Annotated in this window: 24 protein-coding genes; 14 read left to right on the forward strand and 10 right to left on the reverse strand. The window is 68.5% G+C overall.

The features are described 5' to 3' along the window. The first annotated feature begins 321 nt into the window (after positions 1-321). On the forward strand, positions 322-618 hold the full coding sequence (locus ACO2Q2_RS11220; protein WP_423255867.1) for a hypothetical protein: 297 nt from the start codon (positions 322-324) through the stop codon (positions 616-618). 310 nt (positions 619-928) lie between these two features. Here the strand turns inward: ACO2Q2_RS11220 and ACO2Q2_RS11225 are convergent, their stop codons facing one another. From ACO2Q2_RS11225 to ACO2Q2_RS11235, 3 genes are read right to left on the reverse strand one after another with little or no spacing between them, the layout of a single operon-like run. Then, positions 929-2,404 (reverse strand): pseudouridine synthase, encoded by a 1,476-nt coding sequence (locus ACO2Q2_RS11225; protein WP_423255868.1) that lies wholly within the window; start codon positions 2,402-2,404, stop codon positions 929-931. Next, on the reverse strand, positions 2,401-3,357 hold the full coding sequence (scpB, locus tag ACO2Q2_RS11230) for an SMC-Scp complex subunit ScpB (RefSeq protein ID WP_423255869.1): 957 nt from the start codon (positions 3,355-3,357) through the stop codon (positions 2,401-2,403). The genes ACO2Q2_RS11225 and scpB overlap by 4 nt, the downstream gene beginning before the upstream one ends. Then, the gene (locus ACO2Q2_RS11235) at positions 3,350-4,282 is read right to left on the reverse strand and encodes a segregation and condensation protein A (RefSeq protein ID WP_423255870.1); all 933 of its coding nucleotides are present in this window, start codon (positions 4,280-4,282) and stop codon (positions 3,350-3,352) included. Before ACO2Q2_RS11235 ends, scpB begins: the two co-directional genes overlap by 8 nt. Positions 4,283-5,051: 769 nt before the next feature. Here ACO2Q2_RS11235 and ACO2Q2_RS11240 point away from each other — a divergent pair. Next, on the forward strand, positions 5,052-5,414 hold the full coding sequence (locus tag ACO2Q2_RS11240) for a PilZ domain-containing protein (protein ID WP_423255948.1): 363 nt from the start codon (positions 5,052-5,054) through the stop codon (positions 5,412-5,414). A 71-nt stretch (positions 5,415-5,485) separates the two neighbouring features. Here ACO2Q2_RS11240 and ACO2Q2_RS11245 read toward each other — a convergent pair whose 3' ends face one another. Then, entirely contained in the window at positions 5,486-7,177 is a 1,692-nt protein-coding gene (locus ACO2Q2_RS11245) for an AMP-binding protein (protein ID WP_423255871.1), read from the reverse strand. Here ACO2Q2_RS11245 and ACO2Q2_RS11250 point away from each other — a divergent pair. Further along, entirely contained in the window at positions 7,170-7,742 is a 573-nt protein-coding gene (locus tag ACO2Q2_RS11250) for a hypothetical protein (RefSeq protein ID WP_423255872.1), read from the forward strand. The genes ACO2Q2_RS11245 and ACO2Q2_RS11250 overlap by 8 nt on opposite strands. 92 nt (positions 7,743-7,834) lie before the next feature. On the opposite strand, the gene acnA is transcribed toward ACO2Q2_RS11250, so the two are convergent. Beyond that, positions 7,835-10,585, reverse strand: coding sequence for an aconitate hydratase AcnA (acnA, locus tag ACO2Q2_RS11255; protein WP_423255873.1), 2,751 nt, complete (start codon positions 10,583-10,585; stop codon positions 7,835-7,837). A 183-nt stretch (positions 10,586-10,768) separates the two neighbouring features. Here acnA and ACO2Q2_RS11260 point away from each other — a divergent pair, with 183 nt between their 5' ends. Continuing rightward, the gene (locus tag ACO2Q2_RS11260; RefSeq protein WP_423255874.1) at positions 10,769-11,686 is read left to right on the forward strand and encodes a LysR family transcriptional regulator; all 918 of its coding nucleotides are present in this window, start codon (positions 10,769-10,771) and stop codon (positions 11,684-11,686) included. Positions 11,687-11,692: 6 nt separating this feature from the next. Here the strand turns inward: ACO2Q2_RS11260 and hflD are convergent, their stop codons facing one another. From hflD to ACO2Q2_RS11275, 3 genes are read right to left on the reverse strand one after another with little or no spacing between them, the layout of a single operon-like run. Continuing rightward, positions 11,693-12,316 carry a high frequency lysogenization protein HflD gene (gene hflD / locus ACO2Q2_RS11265; protein ID WP_423255875.1) on the reverse strand — a complete coding sequence of 208 codons (624 nt, stop codon included), beginning with the start codon at positions 12,314-12,316 and terminating at the stop codon, positions 11,693-11,695. A 21-nt stretch (positions 12,317-12,337) separates the two neighbouring features. Next, positions 12,338-13,450, reverse strand: coding sequence for a tRNA 2-thiouridine(34) synthase MnmA (gene mnmA / locus ACO2Q2_RS11270; RefSeq protein ID WP_423255876.1), 1,113 nt, complete (start codon positions 13,448-13,450; stop codon positions 12,338-12,340). Continuing rightward, positions 13,447-13,935 carry an NUDIX hydrolase gene (locus tag ACO2Q2_RS11275; RefSeq protein WP_423255877.1) on the reverse strand — a complete coding sequence of 163 codons (489 nt, stop codon included), beginning with the start codon at positions 13,933-13,935 and terminating at the stop codon, positions 13,447-13,449. The genes mnmA and ACO2Q2_RS11275 overlap by 4 nt, the downstream gene beginning before the upstream one ends. 119 nt (positions 13,936-14,054) lie before the next feature. On the opposite strand from ACO2Q2_RS11275, the gene clpS reads away from it, so the two are divergent. Next, positions 14,055-14,381 (forward strand): ATP-dependent Clp protease adapter ClpS, encoded by a 327-nt coding sequence (gene clpS / locus ACO2Q2_RS11280; protein ID WP_404636100.1) that lies wholly within the window; start codon positions 14,055-14,057, stop codon positions 14,379-14,381. Between the two features lie 65 nt (positions 14,382-14,446). Next, positions 14,447-16,720 carry an ATP-dependent Clp protease ATP-binding subunit ClpA gene (clpA, locus tag ACO2Q2_RS11285; RefSeq protein WP_423255878.1) on the forward strand — a complete coding sequence of 758 codons (2,274 nt, stop codon included), beginning with the start codon at positions 14,447-14,449 and terminating at the stop codon, positions 16,718-16,720. A gap of 147 nt (positions 16,721-16,867) precedes the next feature. Here the strand turns inward: clpA and infA are convergent, their stop codons facing one another. Both infA and ACO2Q2_RS11295 read right to left on the reverse strand, forming a co-directional pair. Further along, on the reverse strand, positions 16,868-17,086 hold the full coding sequence (gene infA / locus ACO2Q2_RS11290) for a translation initiation factor IF-1 (RefSeq protein ID WP_014402653.1): 219 nt from the start codon (positions 17,084-17,086) through the stop codon (positions 16,868-16,870). A gap of 82 nt (positions 17,087-17,168) precedes the next feature. Further along, positions 17,169-17,444 (reverse strand): polyhydroxyalkanoic acid system family protein, encoded by a 276-nt coding sequence (locus tag ACO2Q2_RS11295; RefSeq protein WP_423255879.1) that lies wholly within the window; start codon positions 17,442-17,444, stop codon positions 17,169-17,171. An 83-nt stretch (positions 17,445-17,527) separates the two neighbouring features. On the opposite strand from ACO2Q2_RS11295, the gene ACO2Q2_RS11300 reads away from it, so the two are divergent. From ACO2Q2_RS11300 to ACO2Q2_RS11335, 8 genes are all read left to right on the forward strand, one after another. Beyond that, positions 17,528-18,292 (forward strand): FHA domain-containing protein, encoded by a 765-nt coding sequence (locus tag ACO2Q2_RS11300; protein WP_423255880.1) that lies wholly within the window; start codon positions 17,528-17,530, stop codon positions 18,290-18,292. Positions 18,293-18,372: 80 nt separating this feature from the next. Continuing rightward, positions 18,373-19,458, forward strand: coding sequence for a 3-phosphoserine/phosphohydroxythreonine transaminase (gene serC, locus ACO2Q2_RS11305; RefSeq protein ID WP_423255881.1), 1,086 nt, complete (start codon positions 18,373-18,375; stop codon positions 19,456-19,458). A 78-nt stretch (positions 19,459-19,536) separates the two neighbouring features. Next, on the forward strand, positions 19,537-20,625 hold the full coding sequence (gene pheA, locus ACO2Q2_RS11310; protein ID WP_423255882.1) for a prephenate dehydratase: 1,089 nt from the start codon (positions 19,537-19,539) through the stop codon (positions 20,623-20,625). Further along, complete coding sequence (gene aroA / locus ACO2Q2_RS11315) at positions 20,622-21,938, forward strand: 3-phosphoshikimate 1-carboxyvinyltransferase (RefSeq protein WP_423255883.1); 1,317 nt, start codon at positions 20,622-20,624, stop codon at positions 21,936-21,938. The genes pheA and aroA overlap by 4 nt, the downstream gene beginning before the upstream one ends. A 130-nt stretch (positions 21,939-22,068) precedes the next feature. Continuing rightward, positions 22,069-22,839, forward strand: a complete 771-nt coding sequence (gene kdsB / locus ACO2Q2_RS11320) for a 3-deoxy-manno-octulosonate cytidylyltransferase (RefSeq protein WP_423255884.1) — start codon at positions 22,069-22,071, stop codon at positions 22,837-22,839. A gap of 36 nt (positions 22,840-22,875) precedes the next feature. Then, complete coding sequence (gene uvrC, locus ACO2Q2_RS11325; RefSeq protein WP_423255885.1) at positions 22,876-24,702, forward strand: excinuclease ABC subunit UvrC; 1,827 nt, start codon at positions 22,876-22,878, stop codon at positions 24,700-24,702. A gap of 80 nt (positions 24,703-24,782) precedes the next feature. Next, complete coding sequence (gene pgsA / locus ACO2Q2_RS11330; RefSeq protein WP_423255949.1) at positions 24,783-25,424, forward strand: CDP-diacylglycerol--glycerol-3-phosphate 3-phosphatidyltransferase; 642 nt, start codon at positions 24,783-24,785, stop codon at positions 25,422-25,424. Between the two features lie 91 nt (positions 25,425-25,515). Then, positions 25,516-25,944 (forward strand): MerC domain-containing protein, encoded by a 429-nt coding sequence (locus ACO2Q2_RS11335; protein WP_423255886.1) that lies wholly within the window; start codon positions 25,516-25,518, stop codon positions 25,942-25,944. Positions 25,945-26,024 lie beyond the last annotated feature (80 nt).

Consider the following 26,024-nt stretch of genomic DNA (forward strand, 5'->3'; position numbering starts at 1 on the left):
CGAACGGCGCGGCAACGAGATCGAGCCGCAGCATACCCGACAGCGGGCCTCACCCGATGGGTGAGCGGGCGGGCTCGTGCAGGTGGCTGTGTGGTGCGGTTTGGCAGGGAGAGGTCACGGAGTCAGGACCAACGCACGCGCTCATAGTCGAATCCAAGCCCTCTGGAAAACTGCGGCCCGAGTGCAGTGGGCAGTGACGTCTAACAATTCATTCAAGCCGAACCCGCTTCGTCGCTTCGTTTGATCGGTGCCGTTGCTGGTGTTCCTTCAACTCCCGGTTCGCACGTTGCGGGTCGGCTTAATTCAGGCGTTAGGCCTCAGATGACCAAGAGCACGTACAAGAAGGTTGCTCTCGTCATTGCGGTTGCTGCCGCGCTTGCTGCTGCGCTCTCGCTCACTCTCGGCGTCCCATACATCTACACACTGATCGGACTGGCTGCTTGGCCGGTTCTTGGCCAGATTGTGACTGCCGACGATGATCTACCAGGCGGCTGGAGCAACCCGGATGGGACGACACCGTACTCTTGGCGCCCGTTCTTGGTTTCGGTGGCGGTACTGGCGAGCCTAATCTCCCTGGCGGTAGCATTCCCCTTGCTTCGCAGCATTGGTGGCTCGTAGCTCCAGGCGGGCCTAACTCATCATTCAAGCCGACGCCTTCGGGATAAAGCAACACCCTTTCTGTAATTTCGCTATCGGTTCGTCGGGTTGATGGTCATGCTTTTTCGGTCATATCGAGGTAGATGCGCCCCGGAAGGTGATCGAGGTGTTCGAAAGACGACAGGCGACACATCGAACGAAACAAGCTCAAGGTCACTGTGTTCGTGTGAACATGGAGATCGACAGGAATCGCCGTATGCGGAACCGCACGTACGGTGGTGTGGGAGGGAGCCGGAAGATTCCGGCTCCCTACCCGATCAGAGTTGCTAACTCAGCGGTTGCCGCTGCGGTTGCCGCCGCTGCGGTTGCCGCCACCGCCACCGCCGCCGGGACGGTTGCCGCCGCGGCCGCCGGGGCGGGCGCCTTGCGGTTTGCCGGGGCGGTTGCCGCTGCGCGCCGGACCGCCGCCACCGGGGCCGCGAGATTCGCCACCGCCGGCGCGATTGCCGCCGCCGAAGCCGGAGTACGGGTTGGCGTTGCCGTGGCCGGCCGGACGCGGAGCGCCAGGCTTGCCGCCACCGCCGCCGGGGCGGCGCTTGCCGCCCGGACCACCGGGACCGCCAGCGGGCTTGCCGCGCGGGGCCGAGGGGCCGCCGGCGTAGCCGTCGCGGGTCTCGCCGGCGAACCAGGTGCGCACCGAGGGCAGTTCCTGCCCCGGCGCCACGCCGCGCTTGCCGCGGCCGCCGGCGCCGCCCTTGCGCGGTGCGCCGCTGCGCTCGGGGCGGGCGACGTTGCCGTTGACTTCGCGACCGGGCGGACGCGGGCGCTTGCCGCGGGTGAGCGGTTCGTCGCGGATGCGGTCGAACGCGCGCAGTTCGCGCGCTTCGTCGGCGGCGCCGCTGCTCCAGGCGGTGGCGCTGCCGCGCTCGGGGCGGTATTCGGTGACGTTGCGGTTGGCGCGGCGCTGGTGCAGCACCGGGCTCAACGTGAGCACGGGCTGGGGCGCGCCCAGGCCGGTCACCTTGCGCAGCTCCTTCACGGCTTCCTCGCCGAGCGCTTCGCAGTCGCCGCGGCGCAGGGCGCGCGGCAGCTGCACGGTGCCGTAGCGGATGCGCTTGAGGCGGCTGACCAGGAAGCCCTGGGAATCCCACAGGCGGCGCACTTCGCGGTTGCGGCCTTCGCGGATCACCACGCGGAACCAGCTGTGGCTGCCGCCGCGGCTGATGATGGCGATCTCGTCGAAGCGGGCGGGGCCGTCTTCCAGCTCCACACCGGCCTTGAGCTTTTCGATGATCTCGTCGGGCACTTCGCCGTGCACGCGGCACAGGTACTCGCGCTCCAGCGCGCTGCGCGGGTGCATCAGCGCGTTGGCCAGCTCGCCGTCGGTGGTGAGCAGCAGCAGGCCGGTGGTGTTGATGTCCAGGCGACCCACGGCGACCCAGCGCGCACCCTTCAGGCGCGGCAGCTGCTCGAACACGGTGGGACGGCCTTCCGGGTCGTCGCGCGTGCTCATGACGCCTTCGGGCTTGTGGTAGATCAGCACCTCGGTTTCGTCGCGGTTGTCGGTGGCGACGACGAACTGCTTGCCGTCGAGCACCACGCGATCGCCGGCGTGCACGCTGGCGCCGATGCCGGCAGGCGCGCCGTTGAGCTCGACCTCACCGGCCTGGATGCGCTGCTCCAGCATGCGGCGCGAGCCGAGGCCGGCGTTGGCCAGCACCTTGTGCAGGCGCTCTTCGAGCTGCGGCTCGTTGTCGTCGCGGGCGGCGCGTTTGAGGGTTAGTACGGATTTCTGCGGCGCAGTCATGCGCGTGACTCCTTGGGATTCTTGTCGGCGTCGCCGTGATCGGCGTGCGCGGGGTTCGCTGCCTCGTCGGCAGTGGCAGGGCCGTCGGTGTGCGCCTCGGGCGCAGCGCCGTCGGCCGTGTCGGTGGGGACGGGGTCGGCCGGCTCGATGAGGTCATCGAGTGCGGCGGCGACGGTGTCCGTGTCGGTGGCGGGTTCGTCCGCGTCGGTGGACGCGGCGGGGTGGTCGTGGTCGTCGTCGTGCCGTTCGGCCTGCGCGGCGGCTTCGGCTTCCGCGTCGGCTTCCGGGTCGATCGACAGGTTCTTGATGACGCGCGCCGGCAGCGGCTCGGGTTCGAAGCGCAGCTGCGGGTCTTCCATGTCGCGGATTTCCGACAGCGGCGGCAGCTCGTCCAGCGATTTGAGGTTGAAGTAGTCGAGGAAGGCGCGCGTGGTGCCGAACAGCGCGGGCTTGCCGGGCACGTCGCGGTGGCCGACCACACGGATCCAGTCGCGCTCTTCCATCGTCTTGATGATGTTGGAGGACACCACCACACCGCGGATCTGCTCGATCTCCGGCCGGGTGATCGGCTGGCGGTAGGCGATCAGCGCCAGCGTTTCCAGCAGGGCGCGCGAGTAGCGGCTGGGGCGCTCGGTCCACATGCGCGACAGCCGGGGGTGCACGTCCTGCCTTACTTGATAGCGGAAGCCGGAGGCGACTTCCTTCAGTTCGATGCCGCGGCCGGCGCAGTCCTCGGCCAGTGCCTCGAGGACGCGGGCGATCAGCTCGCGCGTCACCTCGTGCTCTTCGCCGAACAGCTCCACCAGTTGCGCCACCGCCAGCGGATGGCTGGAGGCGAGCAGGGCGGCCTCGACGATCGGCTTGAGCTGCGCGGGCGTGAGCGGCTCGGCGCGCACGGCGGCAGCGAGGGCGGTGTCGGTGTCGATGGCAGTGGCGTCTTCGTGTTCATTCATAGGCGGAGGCTTCTCCGGCAGCGGCATCGTTGGGCTCGTCATGGGCGGCTTCGGCATCGTCACCGGTGAGCACGGCCTTGGCCTTGAGGTAGATCGGCGCCAGCGGCGCTTCCTGCACGATCTCGATCAGCATTTCCTTGGCCAGCTCCAGCATGGCCAGGAAGGTCACCACCACACCGAGCCGGCCCTCGGCCGGATCGAACAGCGTCTCAAAGCGCCGGAAGGCGCTGCCTTCGAGTCGGCCCAGCAGCTCGCCCATGCGCTGGCGGACGCTGAGGGCCTCGCGCCTGATCGCGTGGTGGCCAAACAGTTCGGCGCGGTGCATCACGTCCTTGAGCGCCAGCAGCATTTCCTTCAGGTCCAGCGGCGGCGGCAGGCGGATCACCGTGCGCTCGCCGGCGTCGACCCGCACCGGCACCGTGTCGCGCTCGACGCGGGGCAGGGCCTCGATGTCCTCGGCGGCCTTCTTGAACCGCTCGTATTCCTGCAGCCGGCGGACCAGCTCGGCGCGGGGGTCGTCTTCCAGCCCTTCCTCGCTGGGCGGCCGCGGCAGCAGCAGCCGCGACTTGATCTCGGCCAGGATCGCGGCCATCAGCAGGTATTCGGCCGCCAGCTCCAGTCGCATCACATCGCGCATCAGCTCGATGTAGGTCATGTACTGGCGGGTGATCTCGGCGACCGGGATATCGAGGATGTCCAGGTTCTGCCGGCGGATCAGGTACAGCAGAAGGTCCAGCGGACCTTCGAAGGCGTCCAGGATGACTTCCAGCGCGTCCGGCGGGATGTACAGGTCCTGCGGCATCTGCAGCATCGGTTCGCCGCGCACGATGGCCAGTGGCATTTCCTGCTGCTGCGGCATCGACGCGAACACGTCCGGCGCGGTGCTGTTGCTGGTTGTCTGAGGCTCGTTTGGCTCAGTGCTCATCAATGCATGTCGTTGGGCCACCGCCGAAGGTCGGCGGGGATTGCACACGATCGGAACCGGACCCGTCCTTGCGGCTCGCGCCGAGGGATGCGGGGCTTGTCTGCGCGCCGATGAGGCCGCGCCACGGGGAAACGCTCCTGCTGCAGATGCCCTGCCTGGCCGGTGCCTTGGTCGCGGTGGCGCGGGATGGGCCGGTCGGCGGCATCATCGTCGCGATCGCTTCCAGCCGCTGGGCGTCCGGTCCGGGAGGTGAGCCACGGTCGAGGCGCGCATGCCGTGAGGCGTCGGGGACGCTACGGTCGTATCAGTCGGTCGGCGGAGAGCATCGAATGTGGCTCTCGGGACGCTCCCCACTGCCTCGCCGGCAGGATGGCGTCCGTTCTTAACCCCATGAATGGCCCACAGGGTAGCGGCTGGGCGGGGGCAAGTCCAGCGCGACCACGCGCGGGCGGCGCGCTCGGGAGGGAGGGGTACGGCCGATCGTGTCGCAAACTGTCCCTGTGCGGCACCGCGTTGCCGACGGCGCGCGACGTACGTGCGACGGAGCCGTGCGCGCGTCGGCAATTCTGCATTGCCGACGCGGCGCTCGTCGCGTGGCATGTCTGTTGCTTTGTCATGCTTGTCACTGCGGCAGGCTTCGTGCGCCAATACATCGCGCCTCATGAAGCCCGAATGCGCCGCAGTGGAAATCTGCCGGCGTTGCTTCGAGGGAATGCCGCCGGTGTGCATCGACAGGACTCCGCGGCGCGGGTTCGAGCGAGGGAACATGATGGCGATCGAGAAGAATGCGGCACGGTCCGGGCAGGAGCAATTGCGTCCGGCCCGCATGCGCATCGAGACCACGGTGCTGATGAGCCGCGGCGACCAGTCCCACCCCACCGAGCTGGTGGACATTTCCGCCACCGGCCTGCTGGTGCGCCGCCCGCTGGGCTGGAAGGGCGAGTTGGGCGAGCCGTGGGTACTGGACATGATCTTCGGCAACGACCTGCACATCCACCTGGAGGCGACGGTGGCGCGCATTTCCGATTACCACATCGGCTATGCCTATTCGCGCATCCCCGAGGACAAGCAGGTGCCGCTGTGGAACCTGCTCGGCGGCTACGCCGACATCCTGGAGCAGTGGCACAACTGAATGCACGCCAGTGCGGCCCCACGAAAAAACGCCCGCTTGCGCGGGCGTTCTCGTATCCGCCATTCGCTGCCTCAGTGGGCGGCGGTTGTGGCCTGCTTCTCGTCGCGCAGTCCGCGGCGCAGGATCTTGCCCACGTTGGTCTTGGGCAGATCGGTGCGGAACTCGATGAACTTCGGCCGCTTGTAGCCGGTGAGGTTCTGGCGGCAGAACTCCCTGAGCTCCTCTTCGGTCAGCGCCGGGTTCTTGCGTACCACGAAGATCTTCACCACCTCGCCGGAGTGCTCGTCGGGCACGCCGATCGCGGCCACCTCGGAGACGCCCGGGTGCTGCATCACGATGTCCTCGACCTCGTTCGGATACACGTTGAAGCCGGACACCAGGATCATGTCCTTCTTGCGGTCGACGATGTAGACGTAACCGTGGGTGTCCATCCGTGCGATGTCACCGGTGTGCAGCCAGCCGTCGGCGGTGAGCACCTTGGCCGTCTCGTCGGGGCGCTGCCAGTAGCCCTGCATCACCTGCGGGCCGCGCACCATCAGCTCGCCCACCTCGCCGAGCGGCAGCGGCTGGTTGTCCTCCGACCAGATCGCCACGTCGGTGGAGGGGATCGGCAGGCCGATCGAGCCGTTGTATTCCTTGAGGTCGAGCGGGTTGATGCACACTGCCGGCGATGTTTCGGTGAGGCCGTAGGCTTCGACCAGCGTGCTGCCGGTGACCTTCTTCCAGCGATCGGCCACTGCGCGCTGCACCGCCATGCCGCCGCCCAGGCTCAGGTGCAGGCGCGAGAAATCCAGCTCGGCGAAGCCCGGCGTGTTGAGCAGGCCGTTGAACAGCGTGTTGACGCCGGTGATCGCGGTGAAGTTGGACTTGGCCAGCTCCTTGACGAAGCCGGGCATGTCGCGCGGGTTGGTGATCAGCCAGCTCAGGCCGCCAAGCCGGGTGAACACCAGGCAGTTCGCGGTCAGCGAGAAGATGTGATACAGCGGCAGCGCGGTGATGATCACCTCTTCGCCCGGCCTGGTGTTGCGACCGATCCACACGCCGGCCTGCAGCATGTTGGCGACCATGTTGCCGTGGCTGAGCATGGCGCCCTTGGCCACGCCGGTGGTGCCGCCGGTGTATTGCAGGAAGGCCAGGTCCTGATGGCCCAGCGTGACCTTCGGCAGCGCATGGCGCGCGCCGCGGCCCAGTGCATCGGCAAAGCGCACGGCCTGCGGCAGGTGGAACGCCGGCACCATCTTCTTGACGTGCTTGGTGATCGTGTTGACCAGCATGCCCTTGAGGCCGCCGAGCAGGTCGCCCACGCCGGTGGTGACGATGTGCTGCACGTGGGTGTCGGCCACCACCTGCTGCACCGTGGCGGCGAAGTTGTCCAGCACCACGATCGCCATGGCGCCGGAATCCTCCAGCTGGTGCTTCAGCTCGCGCGCGGTGTAGAGCGGATTGGTGTTGACCACCACCAGCCCCGCGCGCAGCGCGCCGAACAGGGCGATGGGGTACTGCAGCACGTTGGGCATCATGATCGCGATGCGATCGCCCTTGGCGAGTTTCAGTTCGCCGGTGAGGTAGCCGGCGAAACGTGCACTCATGGCGTCGACCTCGCCGTAGCTGAGCTGCTTCCCGAAACTGGCGAAGGCCGGACGATCCCTGAACCGTTCGAAAGCTTCCTCCAGCACTGCAACGACCGACGTGTAGGCGTCCAGGTCGATCTGGGCGGGGACGCCATCCGGATAGTGGTCCAGCCACGGACGCTCGTTGCTCATGGTGATCCTTGTGCTCCTGTTGAAGAGGATGATCGCGCTGATCGGCCATCGACACGACGGGGCATTGGAGCATACGCTCGCGTATAGCGGCAAGCCGCGCCGCAGCGAGATCGAGGCCGTGTCGATGCGACTCCGGAACGCCCTGTGGATGACTGTCATTGCGATCGTTTGCATGCTCGCGATCGGGTGCCATCGCACTCCCGACGAGGTGGCCGTGAAGCAGGCCGTCGCCGCCGCCGAGCGTGCCGCGGAGCAGACCGACGCAGGCGCGTTTGCCGATCATCTGACCGACGATTTCACCGGTAACGCCGGCGAAGCCGACCGCGCCCAACTGGCCAACCTGCTGCGCCTGGCGCGCCTGCGTCACGAGAGCGTCCACGTGCTGATGGGAGCGGTGACGGTGGTGCCGCGCGGCGATCGCTACGTGGCCAGCTTCACGGTGACGCTCACCAGCGGCGGCCGCCTGCTGCCCGAGGACATGGGCGTGTACGACGTGGAGAGTGCGTGGCATCGCGAGGGCGAGGAGTGGAAGTGCTATTCGGCGACCTGGAAGCGGCCGCTCTAGCGCGTGGTCGTATCGCTTAGCACAAAGAAAAACGCCGCCCGTGGGCGGCGTTTTTCATCGGGCTTCTTTCAGTGGGCCGGGGTCGGCGAAACTCAGGCCGCCTTCCTGCCGGCCAGCTGGCGCAGCACGTACTGCAGGATGCCGCCGTGATGGAAGAACTCGCGTTCCTTCGGCGTCAGCAGCATCACGTTGACGGTGAAGGTCTTCTTGCTGCCGTCGGCCGCGGTGGCGACCACGGTGGCCTCCTTCGAGTCGCCGCCGTCGAGGCCGGTGATGTCGAAGCTTTCCTTGCCGGTGAGGCCCAGCGACTGCGCGTTCTCGCCCGCCTTGAAGGTGCACGGCAGCACGCCCATGCCGACCAGGTTGGAGCGGTGGATGCGCTCGAAGCTCTCGGCGACCACCGCCTTCACGCCCAGCAGCAGGGTGCCCTTGGCCGCCCAGTCGCGCGACGAGCCGGTGCCGTATTCCTTGCCGGCCAGCACGATCAGCGGAGTCTTCGCTTCCTTGTACTTCATCGCCGCGTCGTAGATCGCCATCTGCTCGCCGGAGGGCACGTGCAGGGTGTAGCCGCCCTCGACGCCGTCCAGCATCAGGTTCCTGATGCGGATGTTGGCGAAGGTGCCTCGCACCATCACGTCGTCGTTGCCGCGGCGCGAACCGTAGGAGTTGAAGTCCTTCGGCGCCACGCCCTTTGAAATGAGGAAGCGGCCCGCCGGGCTGTCCTTCTTGATCGAGCCGGCCGGCGAGATGTGGTCGGTGGTGATCGAGTCGCCGAACAGGCCCAGCGCGCGGGCGCCGTGGATGTCCTCGACCGCGCCCGGCTCCTTGCTCATGCCGTCGAAGTAGGGCGGGTTCTTGATGTAGGTGGAGTCGCCCCACTTGAACAGCGCACCGTCCGGCGAGGCGATCCGGTTCCAGCGACTGTCGCCCTTGAACACGTCGGCGTAGTTCTTCTTGAACATCTCCGCGTTGATCGAGCCGGCGATGGCGTCGGAGATCTCCTGGTTGGTGGGCCAGATGTCCTTCAGGTACACCGGCTGGCCGTCGCTGCCGGTGCCGATGGCGTCCTTGGTGAGCTCGATGTCCAGCGTGCCGGCCAGGGCGTAGGCGACCACCAGCGGCGGCGAGGCCAGGTAGTTCATCTTCACTTCCGGATGCACGCGGCCTTCGAAGTTGCGATTGCCCGACAGCACCGAGGCCACCGCCAGGTCGCCTTCGGCGATGCCCTTGCTGATCTCGGCCGGCAGCGGACCGGAGTTGCCGATGCAGGTGGTGCAGCCGTAGCCGACGATGTAGAAACCGACCTTCTCCAGCTCCTTCAGCAGGCCGGTCTTCTCCAGGTAGTCGGTGACCACCAGCGAGCCGGGGCCGATCGAGGTCTTCACCCACGGCTTGGCCTTGAGCCCCCTGGCGGCAGCCTTCCTGGCGAGCAGGCCGGCACCCAGCATCACCGCCGGGTTGGAGGTGTTGGTGCACGAGGTGATGGCGGCGATCACCACCGAGCCGTCCTTCAGCTCGAAGTTCTCGCCGCCCCTGGATACCCGCACCGAGCCCTCGTCGACGCTGTTCGCCTCGTTGCCGATGGCGGTGGCGCCGCCCTCGTTGGCGAAGCTGGCCGAGTCGCCGTTCTTGGTCTTGCGGTTGGCGGTGAGGCCGCCGACCGCGTCGTGGAAGCTCTGCTGCACGCCTTCGAGCAGCACGCGGTCCTGCGGGCGCTTGGGGCCGGCCAGCGACGGCTTCACATCGGCCAGGTCCAGCTCCAGCACGGTGGTGAACACCGGCTCGTGCGAGTGCTCGTCGTGCCACATGCCCTGCGCCTTGGCGTACGCCTCGACCAGCGCGATCTGCTCGGCGCTGCGGCCGGACAGCTGCAGGTAGTTCAGCGCTTCCTGGTCGATCGGGAAGATGCCGCAGGTAGCGCCGTACTCCGGCGCCATGTTGGCGATGGTGGCGCGGTCGGCCAGCGGCAGGTGTCTGAGGCCCGAGCCGAAGAACTCGACGAACTTGCCCACCACGCCGAGCTTGCGCAGCATTTGGGTGACGGTGAGCACCAGATCGGTGGCGGTGACGCCCTCGTTGAGCTTGCCGGTGAGCTTGAAGCCCACCACCTGCGGAATCAGCATCGACGAGGGCTGGCCCAGCATCGCCGCCTCGGCCTCGATGCCGCCCACGCCCCAGCCCAGCACGCCGATGCCGTTGATCATGGTGGTGTGCGAATCGGTGCCGAACACGGTGTCCGGGTAGGCCCAGCTCTCGCCGTTGGCGTCGTTGGTGAACACCACGCGGGCCAGGTGCTCCAGGTTCACCTGGTGCACGATGCCGGTGCGCGGCGGCACCACCTTGAAGTTGTTGAACGCCTTCTGGCCCCAGCGCAGGAACGAGTAGCGCTCCTGGTTGCGCTCGAACTCGATCTCGACGTTCTGCTCCAGCGCGGACGCCGAGCCGTAGGCATCCACCTGCACCGAGTGGTCGATGACGAGTTCTGCCGGGGCCAGCGGATTGATCTGGGTGGCGTCGCCACCGAGCTTCACCACCGCATCGCGCATCGCGGCCAGGTCGACCACGCAGGGCACTCCGGTGAAGTCCTGCAGTACCACGCGCGCCGGCATGAAGGCGATCTCGGTGTCCGGCTCGGCCTTGGCGTCCCACCGGGCGATCGCCTCGATCTCCTTCGCGGTGACGTTGACGCCGTCCTCGTGGCGCAGCAGGTTCTCCAGTAGGATCTTCAGCGAGAAGGGTAGGCGCTTGAGGTCGAACTGCTGGCCCAGCTTGGCCAGGCTGGCGAATTGATAGCTCTTGCCGTTGGCCTGAAGGGTGTCGCGTACCGAGAATGAATCTTTCATGGGGAACTCCTGGCTGGAACCTGCGGCTGGGATGGGGGCGATCCGCCGCAAGCGGTGGATCCAAGACGGTCGATTATCGCGCAAACGCCCGACGCCCGCGAAACGGACGGCCAGGGAGCACGACGTGGATCGCGCCGCATAGGATGATGGACGCCTACGGAGCGGACAAACGCATTTGACGACATGCACCATTCGATGATTTCGACCATCCTCGCGGCGGTCTCGCTGCGCGACCTCGCGCTGGTGCAGGCGGTGCATCGGCACGGCAGTTTCAACAGCGCGGCGCGGGCCATGCACATCAGTCCATCCGGACTGTCGCACCAGGTGCAGAAGGTGGAGCAGGCGCTGGGCGGCCCGGTGTTCGAGCGCGGCGGGCGGAAGATCGTGCCGACCGCCGGCGGTCGCCGGCTGCTGGAGCAGATCGACGCGGTGCTGGCCGCCGCCGAACACCTGCAGCAGGTGGCGCGCGCCGGCAGCGTGGCCTTCGGCGGCGAGCTGCGCCTGGGCGTGCCGGCCTCGCTGGGGCCGTACCTGCTGCCGCACCTGATCGTCCCGTTTCCGCAGCATTTCGCCGGCGCGCGGCTGAGCCTGTCCGAAGGCAAGCCCAGGGGCCTGCTGCGCCGCCTGCACGAGGGCGAGCTCGATGCCGTGCTGGCGCCGCCGCCGGCCACCGCGCCCAGCGGCATCGCCAGCCGGCCGCTGTTCTTCGAGCCGTGGGAAATCATGCTGCGCGCGGATCATCCGCTGGCCGGCAAGCCGACGGTGGCGCTCAGCCAGCTCGATGCCGGCGAGGCCACGGTGATGGCCGAGTACCACCCCGACGGCGAGCCCGCCGCGGGTCAAGTGCAGGACGTGAGCCTGGAGAGCCTGGCCGCGCTGGTCGAACTGCGCGGCGGCTATGCGCTGGTGCCGGCGCTGGCGCGCGACCGGCTGGCATCGATTGCGGCGGTGACTCTGGCCAAGATCCGCGGACCGGCGCCGGGGCGGGAGATCGCGCTGTACTGGCGCGAGGCGACGCCATGGCATGACGACCTGCGGGCGTTCGCCGAACTGCTGCGGCAGATCGCGCGCCGCCGACCGGGGCTGCGCCTGCTCGATTGAGCGGATTCAGCCGTTGTCCAGCGTGGAGCCGGTGAGCAGGCCGCGCGCCAGCATCGCGCACTGCTTGCGATGCAGCAGCAGCTGCCACTGGCGTCCGCCGACCTGCCGCCACAGCACGGCCGAGCGCACCGCGGCGAGCAGGCAGGTGCGCACGCGCTCGACGATCGCCTCCTGCTGCAGCATCTGCGGGTTGCCGGTGACCATCACGCGCGGCTTCAGCGTCGACAGCGTGGCGACGTAAAGCGCGGCCAGCCGGCCGATCACCTGGGGGGAATAGCGGCCGAAATGCTCCACCTGCCGCTGGGCGGCGAGCAGGCCCTGCTGCAGTTGGTCGCGCTGGGCGGCGTGGCGGGCCAGCGCGCGTTCCAGCCGCATCACGGTGATCGCCATGCGGGTGATCGCCATGTCGCTGGCGCTCTCTTCCAGCTGGGCGATGAGGGCGCGCAGGCCCAGCCGCAGCGATGCGGTGCGCCCGTACACGCCCACCACCGAGTCGGCATCGATGCGGAACACGCTGTCCACGCTGGCCTCGAAGGCGGCCTCGTCGCAGCGGCCCTGGTTGGCCAGTTGCTGGGCCAGCGAGGTGGCCTGGAACAGGCCGGCGAGGCCGAGCACACGCTCTTCGGTCATGGCAAACAGGCTGGGCACGACTCACGACTCCGGGAAAACAGGGGAAAGACCGCCGAAGGGGGCATCGGTCGCGGCGATCACCGCGCCTCCGAGGCAGGCTTCGCCGTCGTAGAACACCACCGACTGCCCCGGCGTGACGGCGCGCTGGGGGCGGTTGAACGTCACCTCGATCCGGCCGTCGCGGCAATGTACTTCACAGGACTGGTCGGTCTGGCGATAGCGGGTCCTGGCGGTGCAGCGGAAATGCGCGCCCGGCGCCTGGCCGGCCACCCAGTGGGGGTCATCGGCCAGCAGGCGGGTGGACTGCAGCCAGTGGTTCTCGCCGCCCTGGGCGACGATCAGCACGTTGCTGGCGACTTCCTTGCCGACCACGTACCACGCCTCGCCGCTGGCGCCATGACGCCCGCCGATACCCAGCCCCTGGCGCTGGCCCAGCGTGTAGTACATCACGCCCTGGTGCTCGCCGACCTCCAGTCCCTCGGGTGTGCACATCACGCCGGGCCTGGCCGGGATGTACCGGCTCAGGAACTCGCGGAAGTTGCGCTCGCCGATGAAGCAGATGCCGGTGGAATCCTTCTTCGCGTGGGTCGGCAGGGCCGCTTCGCGCGCCATCGCGCGCACCTGCTCCTTCGGCAGGTGGCCGATCGGAAACAGCGTGGCGGACAGCTGCGCCTGTCCCAGCGCGTGCAGGAAGTAGGTCTGGTCCTTGGCGGTGTCGGCCGCGCGCAGCAGGCGGAAGCGGCCGTCGCGCTCGTCCACCCGGGCGTAGTGCCCGGTGGCGATCTTCTCGGCGCCCAGCGCGCGCGCCTCGTCCAGGAAGGTCTTGAACTTGATCTCGCGGTTGCACAGCACGTCCGGGTTCGGCGTGCGGCCGGCGCGGTATTCGGCCAGGAAGTGCTCGAACACGCCGTCCCAGTATTCGGCGGCGAAGTTGCGCGCATGGAACGGGATGCCCAGCCGCCCGCACACGGCCACGGCGTCCTTGCGGTCGGCGTCGGCGGTGCAGGGGCCGGAGCGGTCGTCCTCCTCCCAGTTCTGCATGAACAGGCCTTCCACCGCGTGGCCGGCACGCTGCAGCACCAGCGCGGCGACCGAGGAGTCGACGCCGCCGGAGACTCCGAGCATTACTTTCACGAGCAACCATCCCCGTCGAGCAGATTGCCCAGCAGCGACAGCGGGTGGCGCTGGCCGGCGAGCCAGGCATCGATGCTGATCAGCACCAGCGGGCTGCGCAGGCGCTCGCCCAGCGCGGCGATCTCGGCCCGGGTGAGCCACAGCGCACGGCGGATGCCGCTGTCCAGCGGCCGCTGCGGGTCGTGGCGGAGCGCACGCGCGGCAAAGCTGAAGCGCACCACGCCCTCGCCATGCTCGTGGCTGCGCCACTGGTGCACGCCGATCAGGTGCTGCAGTTCCACCGTCCAGCCGGTTTCCTCCAGCGTCTCGCGCACGGCGGCGACGCGCAGGCTCTCGCGGTCATCCAGGTGGCCGGCCGGCTGGTTGTAGGCCAGGCTTCCGCCGACTTCCTCCTCCACCATCAGATAGCGGTCGCCGTCCGCGACCACGCAGGCCACGGTCACGTGCGGGCGCCAGACGGCGTTGGAACTTGCGGTGGAGGACATCAGGCGATCGCCCCGCTGAACTGGAAAAGCGCTCATTGTGCCATCACCTCCCGGAGGGTCGCCAAAGCCGCATCTCCCGCGGCGTACAATCCGTATCAACAGGCAAGCACATTTCTCCTATGGCAAATCAACCCGAACACGAGCAGGGCACCGGACACGGCCTCGCGCTGGAACCCTCCCGGCCGGAGGTGGCACGACCGCCGCTCTATCAAGTTCTGCTGATGAATGACGACTTCACTCCCATGGATTTCGTGGTAGAGGTGCTGCGTGGCTTCTTCGGCATGGACCAGGAGAAGGCGGTGCAGGTGATGCTCCACGTGCATACCCGCGGACGCGGCGTGTGCGGCGTGTTTACCCGGGAGGTGGCCGAAACGAAGGTGACCCAGGTCAACGAATATTCACGAGCGCATCAGCACCCGCTGTTGTGCACTATGGAAAAGCTCTAGGCGACCCCACTTTGACGTCATCGCGGCACGCCAGCCGCTTGCCATCTACTCGGGAGACGATCCGGATGTTCAGCAAGGATCTCGAAGTCACTATCGGCCAGTGCTACAAGCAGGCCCGCGAGCAGCGTCATGAGTTCATGACCGTCGAGCACCTGCTGCTGGCCCTGACCGACAACCAGTCCGCCGTCGGCGCCCTGCGTGCCTGCGGCGCGGATCTCCCACGGCTCACCGCCGAGCTGGAGAAGATCATCGCCGAGACCGTGCCGGTGCTGCCGCACGGCGACGAGCGCGACACCCAGCCCACGCTCGGCTTCCAGCGCGTGCTGCAGCGCGCGGTCTATCACGTGCAGTCCTCCGGGCGGAAGGAAGTGACCGGCGCCAACGTGCTGGTGGCGATCTTCGGCGAGAAGGATTCGCACGCGGTGTACTTCCTGCACCAGCAGGAGATCACCCGGCTCGACGTGGTCAACTACATCTCGCACGGCATCGCCAAGATCGGCGAGGAGCCGTCGACGGGCACGGGCGGCAACGCCGACCGCGAGGCCGAGGAAGGCGGCGAGGGCAAGGGCAATCCGCTCAGCGAATACGCCAGCAACCTCAACGAGCTGGCGCTGGAAGGCAAGATCGACCCGCTGATCGGCCGCGCCGACGAGATCGAGCGCACCATCCAGGTGCTGTGCCGCCGCCGCAAGAACAACCCGCTCTACGTGGGCGAGGCAGGCGTGGGCAAGACCGCGCTGGCCGAGGGCCTGGCCAAGCGCATCGTCGACGGCGAGGTGCCCGAAGTGCTGGAGAGCGCCACCATCTGGTCGCTCGATCTCGGCGCGCTGGTGGCCGGCACCAAGTACCGCGGCGACTTCGAGAAGCGCCTGAAGGCGGTGATCGCCCAGCTGAAGAAGCAGCCCGGCGCGATCCTGTTCATCGACGAGATCCACACCATCATCGGCGCCGGCTCGGCGTCGGGCGGCACCATGGACGCGTCGAACCTGATCAAGCCAATGCTGGCCTCGGGCGAACTGCGCTGCATCGGCTCGACCACGTTCCAGGAATTCCGCGGCATCTTCGAGAAGGACCGCGCGCTGGCCCGCCGCTTCCAGAAGATCGACGTGGTCGAGCCCACCGTGGCCGACTCCATCGAGATCCTCAAGGGGCTGCGCTCGCGCTTCGAGGAGCATCACGCGGTGGCCTACACCAACGAGGCGCTCAAGGCCGCGGTGGACCTGTCGGTCAAGCACATTCCCGACCGCCTGCTGCCGGACAAGGCGATCGACGTGATCGACGAGGCCGGTGCCCGCCAGCGCCTGCTGCCGGAAGACCAGCGCACCACCACCATCGACGTGCCCGAGGTCGAGTACATCGTGGCCAAGATGGCGCGCATCCCGACCAAGCAGGTGTCGGCCTCCGACCGCGACGTGCTGAAGAACCTCGAGCGCAACCTCAAGATGGTGGTGTTCGGGCAGGACCAGGCGATCGAGGCGCTCACCGCGTCGATCAAGATGGCCCGCTCGGGCCTGGCCGATCCGTCCAAGCCGATCGGCAGCTTCCTGCTGGCCGGGCCCACCGGCGTGGGCAAGACCGAGGTGACCAAGCAGCTCGGCATGCAGCTGGGCATCGAGATGATCCGCTTCGACATGTCCGAATACATGGAGGCGCACTCGGTGTCGCGCCTGGTCGGCGCGCCCCCGGGCTACGTCGGCTTCGACCAGGGCGGCCTGCTGACCGAGGCGGTCACCAAGCACCCGCATTGCGTGCTGCTGCTGGACGAGATCGAGAAGGCGCATCCGGACGTGTTCAACATCCTGCTGCAGGTGATGGACCGCGGCGTGCTGACCGACACCAACGGGCGCGAGGCGAACTTCAAGAACGTCATCGTGGTGATGACCACCAACGCCGGCGCCCAGCAGGCGTCGCGCCGGGGCATCGGCTTCGTCAAGCAGAACCACACCACCGACGCGATGGAGGTGATCCGCCGCATGTTCACGCCGGAGTTCCGCAACCGTCTGGATGCGATCATCCAGTTCAACTCGCTGGACTTCGACCATATCCTGCGCGTGGTGGACAAGTTCCTGATCGAGCTGGAGTCTCAGCTGAGCGAGAAGCACGTCAGTCTGGACGTGGATGCCGAGGCCCGCCGCTGGCTGGCCGAGCACGGCTTCGACCCGCAGATGGGTGCCCGGCCGATGGCGCGGATGATCCAGGAAAAGGTGAAGCGGGCGCTGGCCGACGAGCTGCTGTTCGGCAAGCTGGCCGACGGCGGCAAGGTGAGGCTGGGCGTGCGCGACGGCGAGCTGGTGGTGGAGACCGAAGCGGCCGAGAGGCTGCCCGCCGTCGTGGAATAAGCGCGCGGCGGTCACGGTCTGCGGAGAGCCTCCGCGGACTGCAGACTGCAGACACGAAAAAAGGCGACGCCGCGGCGTCGCCTTTTTACTGCTCCATGCCTTCGTTTCCGGTACGGCGCCAGGGGCTGCCGCCAACGGAAGGTCCGCTTACTTCATGCGGTAGGTGATGCGACCCTTGGTCAGGTCGTACGGGGTCATCTCGACCTTCACCTTGTCGCCCGTGAGAATGCGGATGTAGTGCTTGCGCATGCGGCCGGAGATGTGGGCGATGATCACGTGCCCGTTCTCCAGCTGTACGCGGAACATGGTGTTGGGCAGGGTCTCCTGGACCGTGCCTTCCATTTCAATGACGTCGTCTTTGGCCATGCTTTCCGTCGTTCGGTCGACGACCGAGATGGTCGCGTAAGCCGACGATTATGCCACGTCCGGCGGTCTGGTTAAACATTCGTCAGGCGAACTGTTCGGCCAGCTTGCGCCGGATCTCGTCCTCGACCATGCCCTTGAGCGGGGAAAGCATCAGTCCGAGCTCGGCGTGCACTTCGACGGCGGCGGCGCTCACGGCAATGGAGCCTTTCACGCCGGACCGGGAAAAGCGCAGGGTGTCGCCGTCCCACTGGCTGTCCATGTCGAACTTCTCGCGCATGCGAGTGGCGACGTGCTCGACCCTGGCGCGGGCGTCGGCGAGGGGGAGCTGGTGCGGCTGGCGGATGTCGATCTTGGGCATGGCGCGATTGTCCGGCATGCGCGTGGCGGCTGTCACGCGCAGGCGCCACACTAGAGTCCCGCCGTCCGTCGACTGGTCCATAGATGCGCATCGAGTTTCCCCACGCCGCCCGCGAAGACGTCCTCTGGGACGGTCCCGTGCTCACCATCGGCAGCGCGCCGGACAACGCGGTGGTGCTGGGCTCGCGCCAGGCGGCACCGTATCACCTGCGTCTGTACAGCGATCGCCGCGGCTGCCTGCTGCAGGTGCTGCCGGGCGGCAGCCGCGTCTACGTCAATGCCCGGCCGGTGCGCGAGCGTGCGCTGTTGCGTGCCGGCGACGTGCTCGGCGTGGGCGACTGCCGCATGTTGCTCAAGGCGGACGAGTCACCCGATGCGCGCGAAGTGCCGCTGATTCCCGAGCACAGCCGCTGCCCGGTGGCCCTGCGCGCCGTGGCCGGACCGCTATCGGGCCGGGTGTTTCCCCTGCGCGACCGGCTCGAGCTCAGGCCGCAGGCGGCGGTGCCGCTGGAGTTGCCGCAGGGCGAAACCGCCTCGCTGCGGCTGTACTGGCAGGACGGTCAACTGCGCCTCACGCAGGTACGGGCGTCGAGCCGCTACCCCTTGCGGATCAACGGCCACGAGGTCGCCGAGGCCGCGCTGCATCCCGGCGATCAATTGGGTCTGGCCACGCACCGATTCGTCGTCGATGCGCCCGGCATGCAGCCGGAGCCGGCGCTGCCGGCATTTCCCGCGGCCGATCCACTGCCGGAGGAACTGGCCGGTCCGCGCGGCGAGGTGTGGTGGCTGATCGTCACCGCGGCCGTGCTCGCCCTGGGCATCGCGCTGGTGCTGCTGGTGCGGCTCTGACCGGCGCGCATTGACGTCGCCTTGCTGCGCCGCGCCATAATGCGGCGGTCCATCAGCAGGCATCGAGCGAGGTCCGGTCAGTGAGCAGGGTGTGGAATTTCAGTGCGGGACCGGCGGCGCTGCCGCACGAGGTGCTGGAGCAGGCGCAGCGCGAGCTGCTGGACTGGAACGGCTCGGGCATGTCGGTGATGGAGCAGTCGCACCGCGGCAAGCCGTTCATCGCGATGGCGGCCCAGGCCGAAGCCGACCTGCGCGAGCTGATGGCGATACCCGCCGACTACGCGGTGCTGTTCCTGCAGGGCGGCGCGACCCAGCACTTCGCCCAGATCCCGATGAACCTGGCCGGCCCGGACGACTGCGCCGACTACATCGTCAGTGGCCACTGGGGCGAGAAGGCGGTGCGCGAGGCGGCGCCCTACCTGCGCGTGAACGTGGCGGCCAGCGGCGCGGCGGACGGCTTTCGCCGGCTGCCCGCGCGCGCATCGTGGGTGCTCGATCCGGCCGCGTCCTACGTGCACTACACGCCGAACGAGACCATCCACGGCGTCGAATTCCACGACGTGCCCGACGTCGGCGCGGTGCCGCTGGTGGCGGACATGTCCTCCAGCATCCTCTCCGCGCCGGTGGACGTCTCGCGCTTCGGCCTGATCTACGCCGGCGCGCAGAAGAACATCGGGCCGTCGGGCCTGGTGGTGATGATCATCCGCCGCGACCTGCTGGCACGCAGCGGCCGACCGATCGCCAAGGTGCTGCGCTACGCCGAGCAGGCCGCGCACGACTCCATGCTCAACACGCCCAACACCTGGGGCTGGTACTTGGCCGGGCTCACCTTCCAGTGGCTCAAGGCCCGGGGCGGCGTGGCCGCGATGGCCGAGCGCAACCGCGCCAAGGCCGAGCTGCTGTACCGGGCGATCGACGGTTCGGACGGCTTCTACGCCAATCCGATCGAGCCGTCCGCGCGCTCGCGCATGAACGTGCCGTTCACCCTGCGCGACGGTGCGCTCGATGCCGTTTTCCTCAAGGAAGCGGAGGCGTCCGGCCTGTTCGCGCTCAAGGGTCACAAGGCGGTGGGCGGCATGCGCGCCTCGCTCTACAACGCGGTGCCGCTGGAGGCGGTGCGGGCGCTGGTCGCCTTCATGGCCGACTTTGCCCATCGTCACGGATGAAACCGAGGCGCGGCGCGGTGCTTTCGGGCACCATGGCGAACCGGTCGTTTGGCCGTCTATCCATCCAGGTTGTGTTTCATGGCTGATTCGAAGAACCCGCTGAGCGAGGTGCGCGAGCGCATCGACAGCATCGACCGGCAGATCCAGGAGCTGATCGCCGAGCGCGCCGAGCGCGCCCGCGAGGTGGCCAGGGTGAAGGGCGAAGGCCTGTCGGCGATCGATTATTACCGTCCCGAGCGCGAGGCCCACGTGCTGCGCATGGTGGTGGACCGCAACAAGGGGCCGCTGTCCGATGCCGAGATGGTGCGGCTGTTCCGCGAGATCATGTCGTCCTGCCTGGCGCAGGAGGATCCGCTGAAGATCGGCTTTCTCGGTCCGGAGGGTACCTTCAGCGAGCAGGCCGTACGCAAGCACTTTGGCCACGCCGCCTACGCGCTGCCGCTGGGCAGCATCGAGGAGGTATTCCAGGAAGTGGCTGCCGGCCACGCCGACTTCGGCGTGGTGCCGGTGGAGAACTCGGGGCAAGGCATGATCCAGGTGACGCTGGACATGTTCCTCACCTCCGAGGCGACCATCTGCGGCGAGGTGGAACTGCGCGTGCACCAGTGCCTGCACTCGCTCTCCGGGACGCTGGCCGACGTGCGTCATGTCTATGCCCACGCGCAGTCGCTGCAGCAGTGCAAGACCTGGCTGCGGCTGAACCTGCCGGGCGTGGAATGCACCGCCGTGGGCAGCAACGCCGAGGCCGCGCGGTTGGCCCGCCACGACGAGCAGGCCGCCGCGATCGCCGGCGAGAGCGCGGGCAAGATCTACGGCTTGAAGACCGTCGCCAGCGCCATCGAGGACCGCGCCGACAACACCACCCGCTTCCTGGTGATCGGCCGCTCGCTGTTTCCGCCCTCGGGCAACGATCGCACCTCGCTGCTGGTCACCGTCAACGACAAGCCCGGCGCGCTGTACGACGTGCTGAGCCCGTTCGCCAGGCACGGCGTGAGCCTCAACCGCATCGAGTCGCGCCCGGCGCACACCGGCAAGTGGCAGTACGCGTTCTTCATCGACGTTTCCGGCCATATCGACGAGGGCAACCTCAAGGAGGCGGTCAGCGAGATCGAATCCAGCGTGGCCAGCCTGCGCGTGCTCGGCTCCTACCCGGTAGCCCTGCCGTGAGCGGCGGCCAGCGCGTGGACTGGACCAGCCGCCCGGCCGGTCCGCTCAACGGCGTGGTGCGCGTGCCCGGCGACAAGTCGGTGTCGCACCGCGCGATGATGCTGGGCGCCCTTGCCGAGGGCGTCTCGCATATCCACGGCTTTCTGGAAGGCGAGGACACCCGCGCCACGGCGGCGGTGATGCAGCAGCTCGGCGTGCGCATCGAGGCCTTGGCCGACGGCGAGCGCGTGGTGCACGGCGTGGGTCTGCACGGCCTGCGCGCGGCGGCCGGTGAGTTGGACTGCGGCAACGCCGGTACCGGCATGCGCCTGCTCACCGGCCTGTTGGCGGGACAGGCGTTCGACAGCATTCTGATCGGCGACGAGTCGCTGTCGAAGCGGCCGATGCGGCGCGTCACCGATCCGCTGGCGCAGATGGGCGCGCGCATCGACAGCCGGGAGGGCCTGCCGCCGCTGCACGTGCATGGCGGCCGGTCGCTGCACGGCATCCGCTACACGTTGCCCGTCGCCAGTGCGCAGGTGAAGTCCGCGCTGCTGCTGGCCGGCCTGTATGCGCAGGGCGAGACGGAGGTGATCGAGCCGCATCCGACCCGCGATTACACCGAGCGCATGCTCGCTGCCTTCGGCTGGCCGATCGAATTCTCGCCGGGCCGGGCGCGACTCGGCGGGGGACATGCGCTGCGCGCCACCGACGTGCGCGTGCCGGCGGATTTTTCCTCGGCGGCGTTCTTCCTGGTCGCCGGCAGCATCGTGCCCGGCGCCGAACTGCGCGTGCCGGCGGTCGGCCTCAATCCGCGCCGCACCGGTCTGCTGCAGGCGCTGCGCCTGATGGGGGCCGACATCCGCATCGAGCACGAAGGCGAGAGCGGCGGCGAGCCGGTCGGCGACCTGGTGGTGCGGCATGCGCCGTTGCACGGCATCGAGCTGCCCGAGGCGCTGGTGCCGGACATGATCGACGAGTTCCCCGCGCTGTTCGTGGCGGCGGCCGCGGCTACCGGTGTCACGGTGGTGCGTGGCGCGGCCGAGCTGCGGGTGAAGGAATCCGACCGCCTGGCCGGCATGGCGGCGGGCCTGCAGGCGCTGGGCGTGAACGTGGAAGAGCGGCCGGACGGCGCCACCATCCACGGCGGGCCGATCGGCAGCGGAACGATCGACAGCCACGGCGACCATCGCATCGCGATGAGCTTCGCCGTCGCCGGGCTGGTCGCCCGTGGCCCGGTGCGCATCGGCGACTGCGCCAACGTGGCGACGTCGTTCCCGGGCTTCCTGGAGCTGGCCAACGGCTGTGGATTCGATCTGGCGCCTGCCGTGTAGGAGCGCACCCTGTGCGCGAATGCTTTTGCTCCTGATCGACATCAAAGCAAAAGCATTCGCGCACAGGGTGCGCTCCTACACATGGGCGCGGCCGGCGGGGTAGGCTTGCGGGTCCGTGATCGAGGTCGCCATGTCCCGTCCTGATTTCATCGTCGCCATCCCCGCCCGCTACGGCTCCACCCGCCTGCCGGCCAAGCCGCTGCGCGCCATCGGCGGGGTGCCGATGGTGGTGCGCGTGGCGCAGCGGGCGCTGCAGGCGGGGGCCGGCCAGGTGGTGGTGGCGGTGGATGACGCGCGCATCGCCGAGGCGCTGGCCGGGCAGGGCGTGGACATCTGCATGACCCGCGCGGACCACGCCTCGGGCAGCGATCGGCTGGCCGAATGCGCCGTGCACTACGGCTGGGCCGACGACGCCATCGTGGTGAACCTGCAGGGCGACGAGCCGTTCGCGCCCGCGGCCGGGATTCGCGAAGTGGTTCGCGCGCTGGCCGGGGACGACGCGCCGATGGCCACGCTGGCCGCACCCATCGGCGAGGCGCGCGAACTGTTCGATCCCAACGTGGTGAAGCTGGTGCGCGATGCGCGCGGCCGCGCGCTGTACTTCAGCCGCGCGCCGCTGCCGTGGGCACGCGATGCGTTCGCCGCGAGTCGCGGCGCGCTGCCCGCCGACGTGCCGTTCCTGCGCCATGTCGGCATCTATGCCTACCGCGCCGGCTTCCTGCGCCGGTACACCGGCCTGTCGCGCACGCCGCTGGAGCAGGCCGAGTCGCTGGAGCAGCTGCGCGTGCTGGAGCACGGCCATGCGATCGCGGTGCGGCTCACGCCCGAACCGTTCCCGCCGGGTATCGACACCGAGGCCGACCTGGCCCGCGCCGAACAGTGGCTTGCCGCGCAGGAATGAGCGGCGGCGCCTCCGGCAGCGGCTACAATTCCCGGCATGTCACCCGCTTCCGAGCTGGCCTTCGACGGCAAGGCCTTCGTCCGCACTCTCTCCACCTCGCCCGGCGTCTACCGCTACTTCGACGCGGACGACGAACTGCTGTATGTCGGCAAGGCCGGCAACCTCAGGAAGCGCGTCGGCAGCTATTTCCTGAAGCCGCGGATGGAGCCGCGCATCGCGGCGATGGTGTCGCAGATCGCGCGCGCCGAGATCACCGTCACGCGCACCGAGGGCGAGGCGCTGCTGCTGGAATCGCAGCTGATCAAGTCGCTCAAGCCGCGCTACAACATCCTGCTGCGCGACGACAAGAGCTATCCGTACATCTATCTGTCCGGCGGCGAGGATTACCCGCGGCTGGCCTTCCATCGCGGCGCGCGCAACCTGCCGGGACGCTTCTTCGGGCCGTACCCGAGCACCTACGCGGTGCGCGAGAGCCTCAACCTGATGCAGAAGCTGTTCAAGGTGCGCCAGTGCGAGGACAGCTACTTCCGCAACCGCTCGCGGCCGTGCCTGCAGCACCAGATCGGCCGCTGCACGGCGCCGTGCGTGGGGCTGATCGGCGTGGACGACTACGGCGTGGATGTGCGCCACGCGCAGATGTTCCTGGAGGGGCGCTCCAGCGCGGTGATCGACGAGCTGGCCGGATCGATGGAGCAGGCCGCCGCCGCGCTGAACTTCGAGCGCGCCGCTACGCTGCGCGACCAGGTGGCGGCGCTGCGCCGGCTGCAGGCGCAGCACCACGTGCAGGGCGCCAGCGCGGACATGGACGTGATCGCCTGCCGCATCGAGTCGGGCATCGCCTGCGTCAGCGTGCTGTTCTTCCGCGACGGCATCAGCCTGGGCACGCGCGACTTCTTCCCGCGGCTGCCGCTGGACGCCGCGCCGGCCGACGTGCTGGCCCAGTTCATCGCGCAGTACTACCTGGAGCGTCCGGTGCCGCGCGAGCTGGTGGTGGGCGAGGCGCTGGAGGACGAGGCGATCCTCGCCGAGCTGCTGGCGCAGCAGTCCGGTCACGCGGTGGAGATCAGGACCCGCGTGCGCGGCGAGCGCGCGCAGTTCCTGCAGATGGCCGAGCGCAACGCACAGGCTTCGCTGACCCAGCGCCTGGCCAGCCGGCAGACGCTGGGCGCGCGTTTCGACGACCTGCAGAAGGTGCTCGGCCTGGACGAGCCGCCCAGGCGCATCGAGTGCTTCGACATCAGCCATACGCGCGGCGAACTGACCGTGGCGTCGTGCGTGGTGTTCGGCCCGGAGGGGCCGGACAAGTCGCACTACCGCCGCTTCAACATCAGCGGCATCACCCCCGGCGACGACTACGCGGCCATGCATCAGGCGCTCACCCGGCGCTTCCGCAGGGTGGCCGACGGCGAGGGGGCCAGGCCCGACGTGCTGCTGATCGACGGCGGTGCCGGGCAGGTGGCGCAGGCGCTGGACGTGCTGCGCGAACTGGGCGTCACCGGCATCGAGGTGGTCGGCGTGGCCAAGGGGCCGGGCCGGCGCGCGGGCGAGGAAACGCTGGTGCTGGCCGGCAGCGGCCGGGAGATCCATCCCGGCTCGTCCTCGCCCGCGCTGCACCTGGTCGCCGCCGTGCGCGACGAGGCGCACCGCTTCGCCATCAGCGGCCATCGCAAGCGGCGCGAGAAGGCGCGCGAGCGCAGCGTGCTGGAGGACGTGCCCGGCATCGGCGCGCGCCGCCGCGCGGCCCTGCTCAAGGCGTTCGGCGGACTGGCGGGCGTGGAGGCCGCCGGCGTGGAGGAGCTCATGCGGATCAAGGGCATCGACCGCGGACTGGCCGAGCGCATCTACGCGGCGATGCATCCCTGAAGGCGCGGTGACGTGGGCGCGGCGATCACATCGCGGCATGCGACACTTGGCGGCAGAGACAGCCGAGGAAGCAATTCGTGATGCGCATCAACCTGCCCACCTGGCTCACCCTGTTCCGTGTCGCGCTGTTGCCGGTGATGGTGGTGGCCTTCTACCTGCCGTTCCGTGGCCACAACGTGGTGGCGGCGGTGGTGTTCCTGCTCGCCGCGGTGACTGATTGGCTGGACGGCTATCTCGCCCGCCGCATGAAGCTCACCTCGGCGTTCGGTGCCTTCCTCGATCCGGTGGCGGACAAGCTGATGGTGGCGGTGACGCTGTTCCTGCTGGTGGAGTCGCACCACCGCGTGGTGGCGTCGCACTACGGCACGGCGCTGCCGGACCACGACTGGTTCGGCGTGGTGATGGCGGTGACGGCGGCGATCATCGTGGGGCGCGAGATCAGCATCTCCGCCCTGCGCGAGTGGATGGCCGAGATCGGCATGCGCGCGGCGGTGAAGGTGGCCTTCATCGGCAAGCTCAAGACGGTGATGCAGATGGTCGCGCTCACCGTGCTGATCGTGCAGCACGATGCCGAGACGCTGCGGCTCTACCACGTGGGCGAGTTCCTGCTGGTGGCCGCCGGCGTGCTCACCATCTGGTCGGGCCTGTACTACGTGCGTGCGGCGTGGCCGGCGCTGAGCGGCGACCTCGATCGCCGTCCGGAAGAACGCGACGATTCCTGAAGCGGGCGGAGCTGGCTTCCTTTATCGTTATAAAGTAACATTCGTCACCCAGGTAAGCGGGCTGGTGCCCGCCTCGGCAACGGGGTGACCCATGGATTCCGATTTCTCCGGCAAGTCGTTCTGGTGGCATGTGGCCGACCGCGTGGGCACTGCGGCCTCGTTCCTGTGTGCCATTCACTGCGCACTGCTGCCCTTCGTGCTGGCGCTGCTGCCCTTCATCGGGCTGGAGTTCCTGGCCAGCCACACGTTCGAGCGCATCTTCGTGATGTTCGCCTGCGCGCTGGCCCTGTTCAGTCTCGGTCGCGGTTACCGCCGCCACCGCGTGCCGCAGCCGCTGACCATCGCCCTGCCGGCGCTGGCGCTGCTGCTGGCCGGCGTGACGGTGGCCGAGAGCGGTTCGATCGTGCTGCACAGCGTGATGGTGACCATCGGCGGCCTGCTGCTGGCGTTTTCGCACTTTCTCAATCTGCGCGCCGATCGCCTGTACGAGCACGTGCACGGTCCCGACTGCATGCATTGAACGGCGCCGGTGAACGCGCCGGCTTGCGATTTGCGCGCCCGCTGCTACGATGATCGACCGTTCTCGCAATCACACGCATT

The sequence above is a fragment of the Dyella sp. KRB-257 genome (genome assembly GCF_049445995.1).
Taxonomy (GTDB): Bacteria; Pseudomonadota; Gammaproteobacteria; order Xanthomonadales; family Rhodanobacteraceae; genus Dyella_A.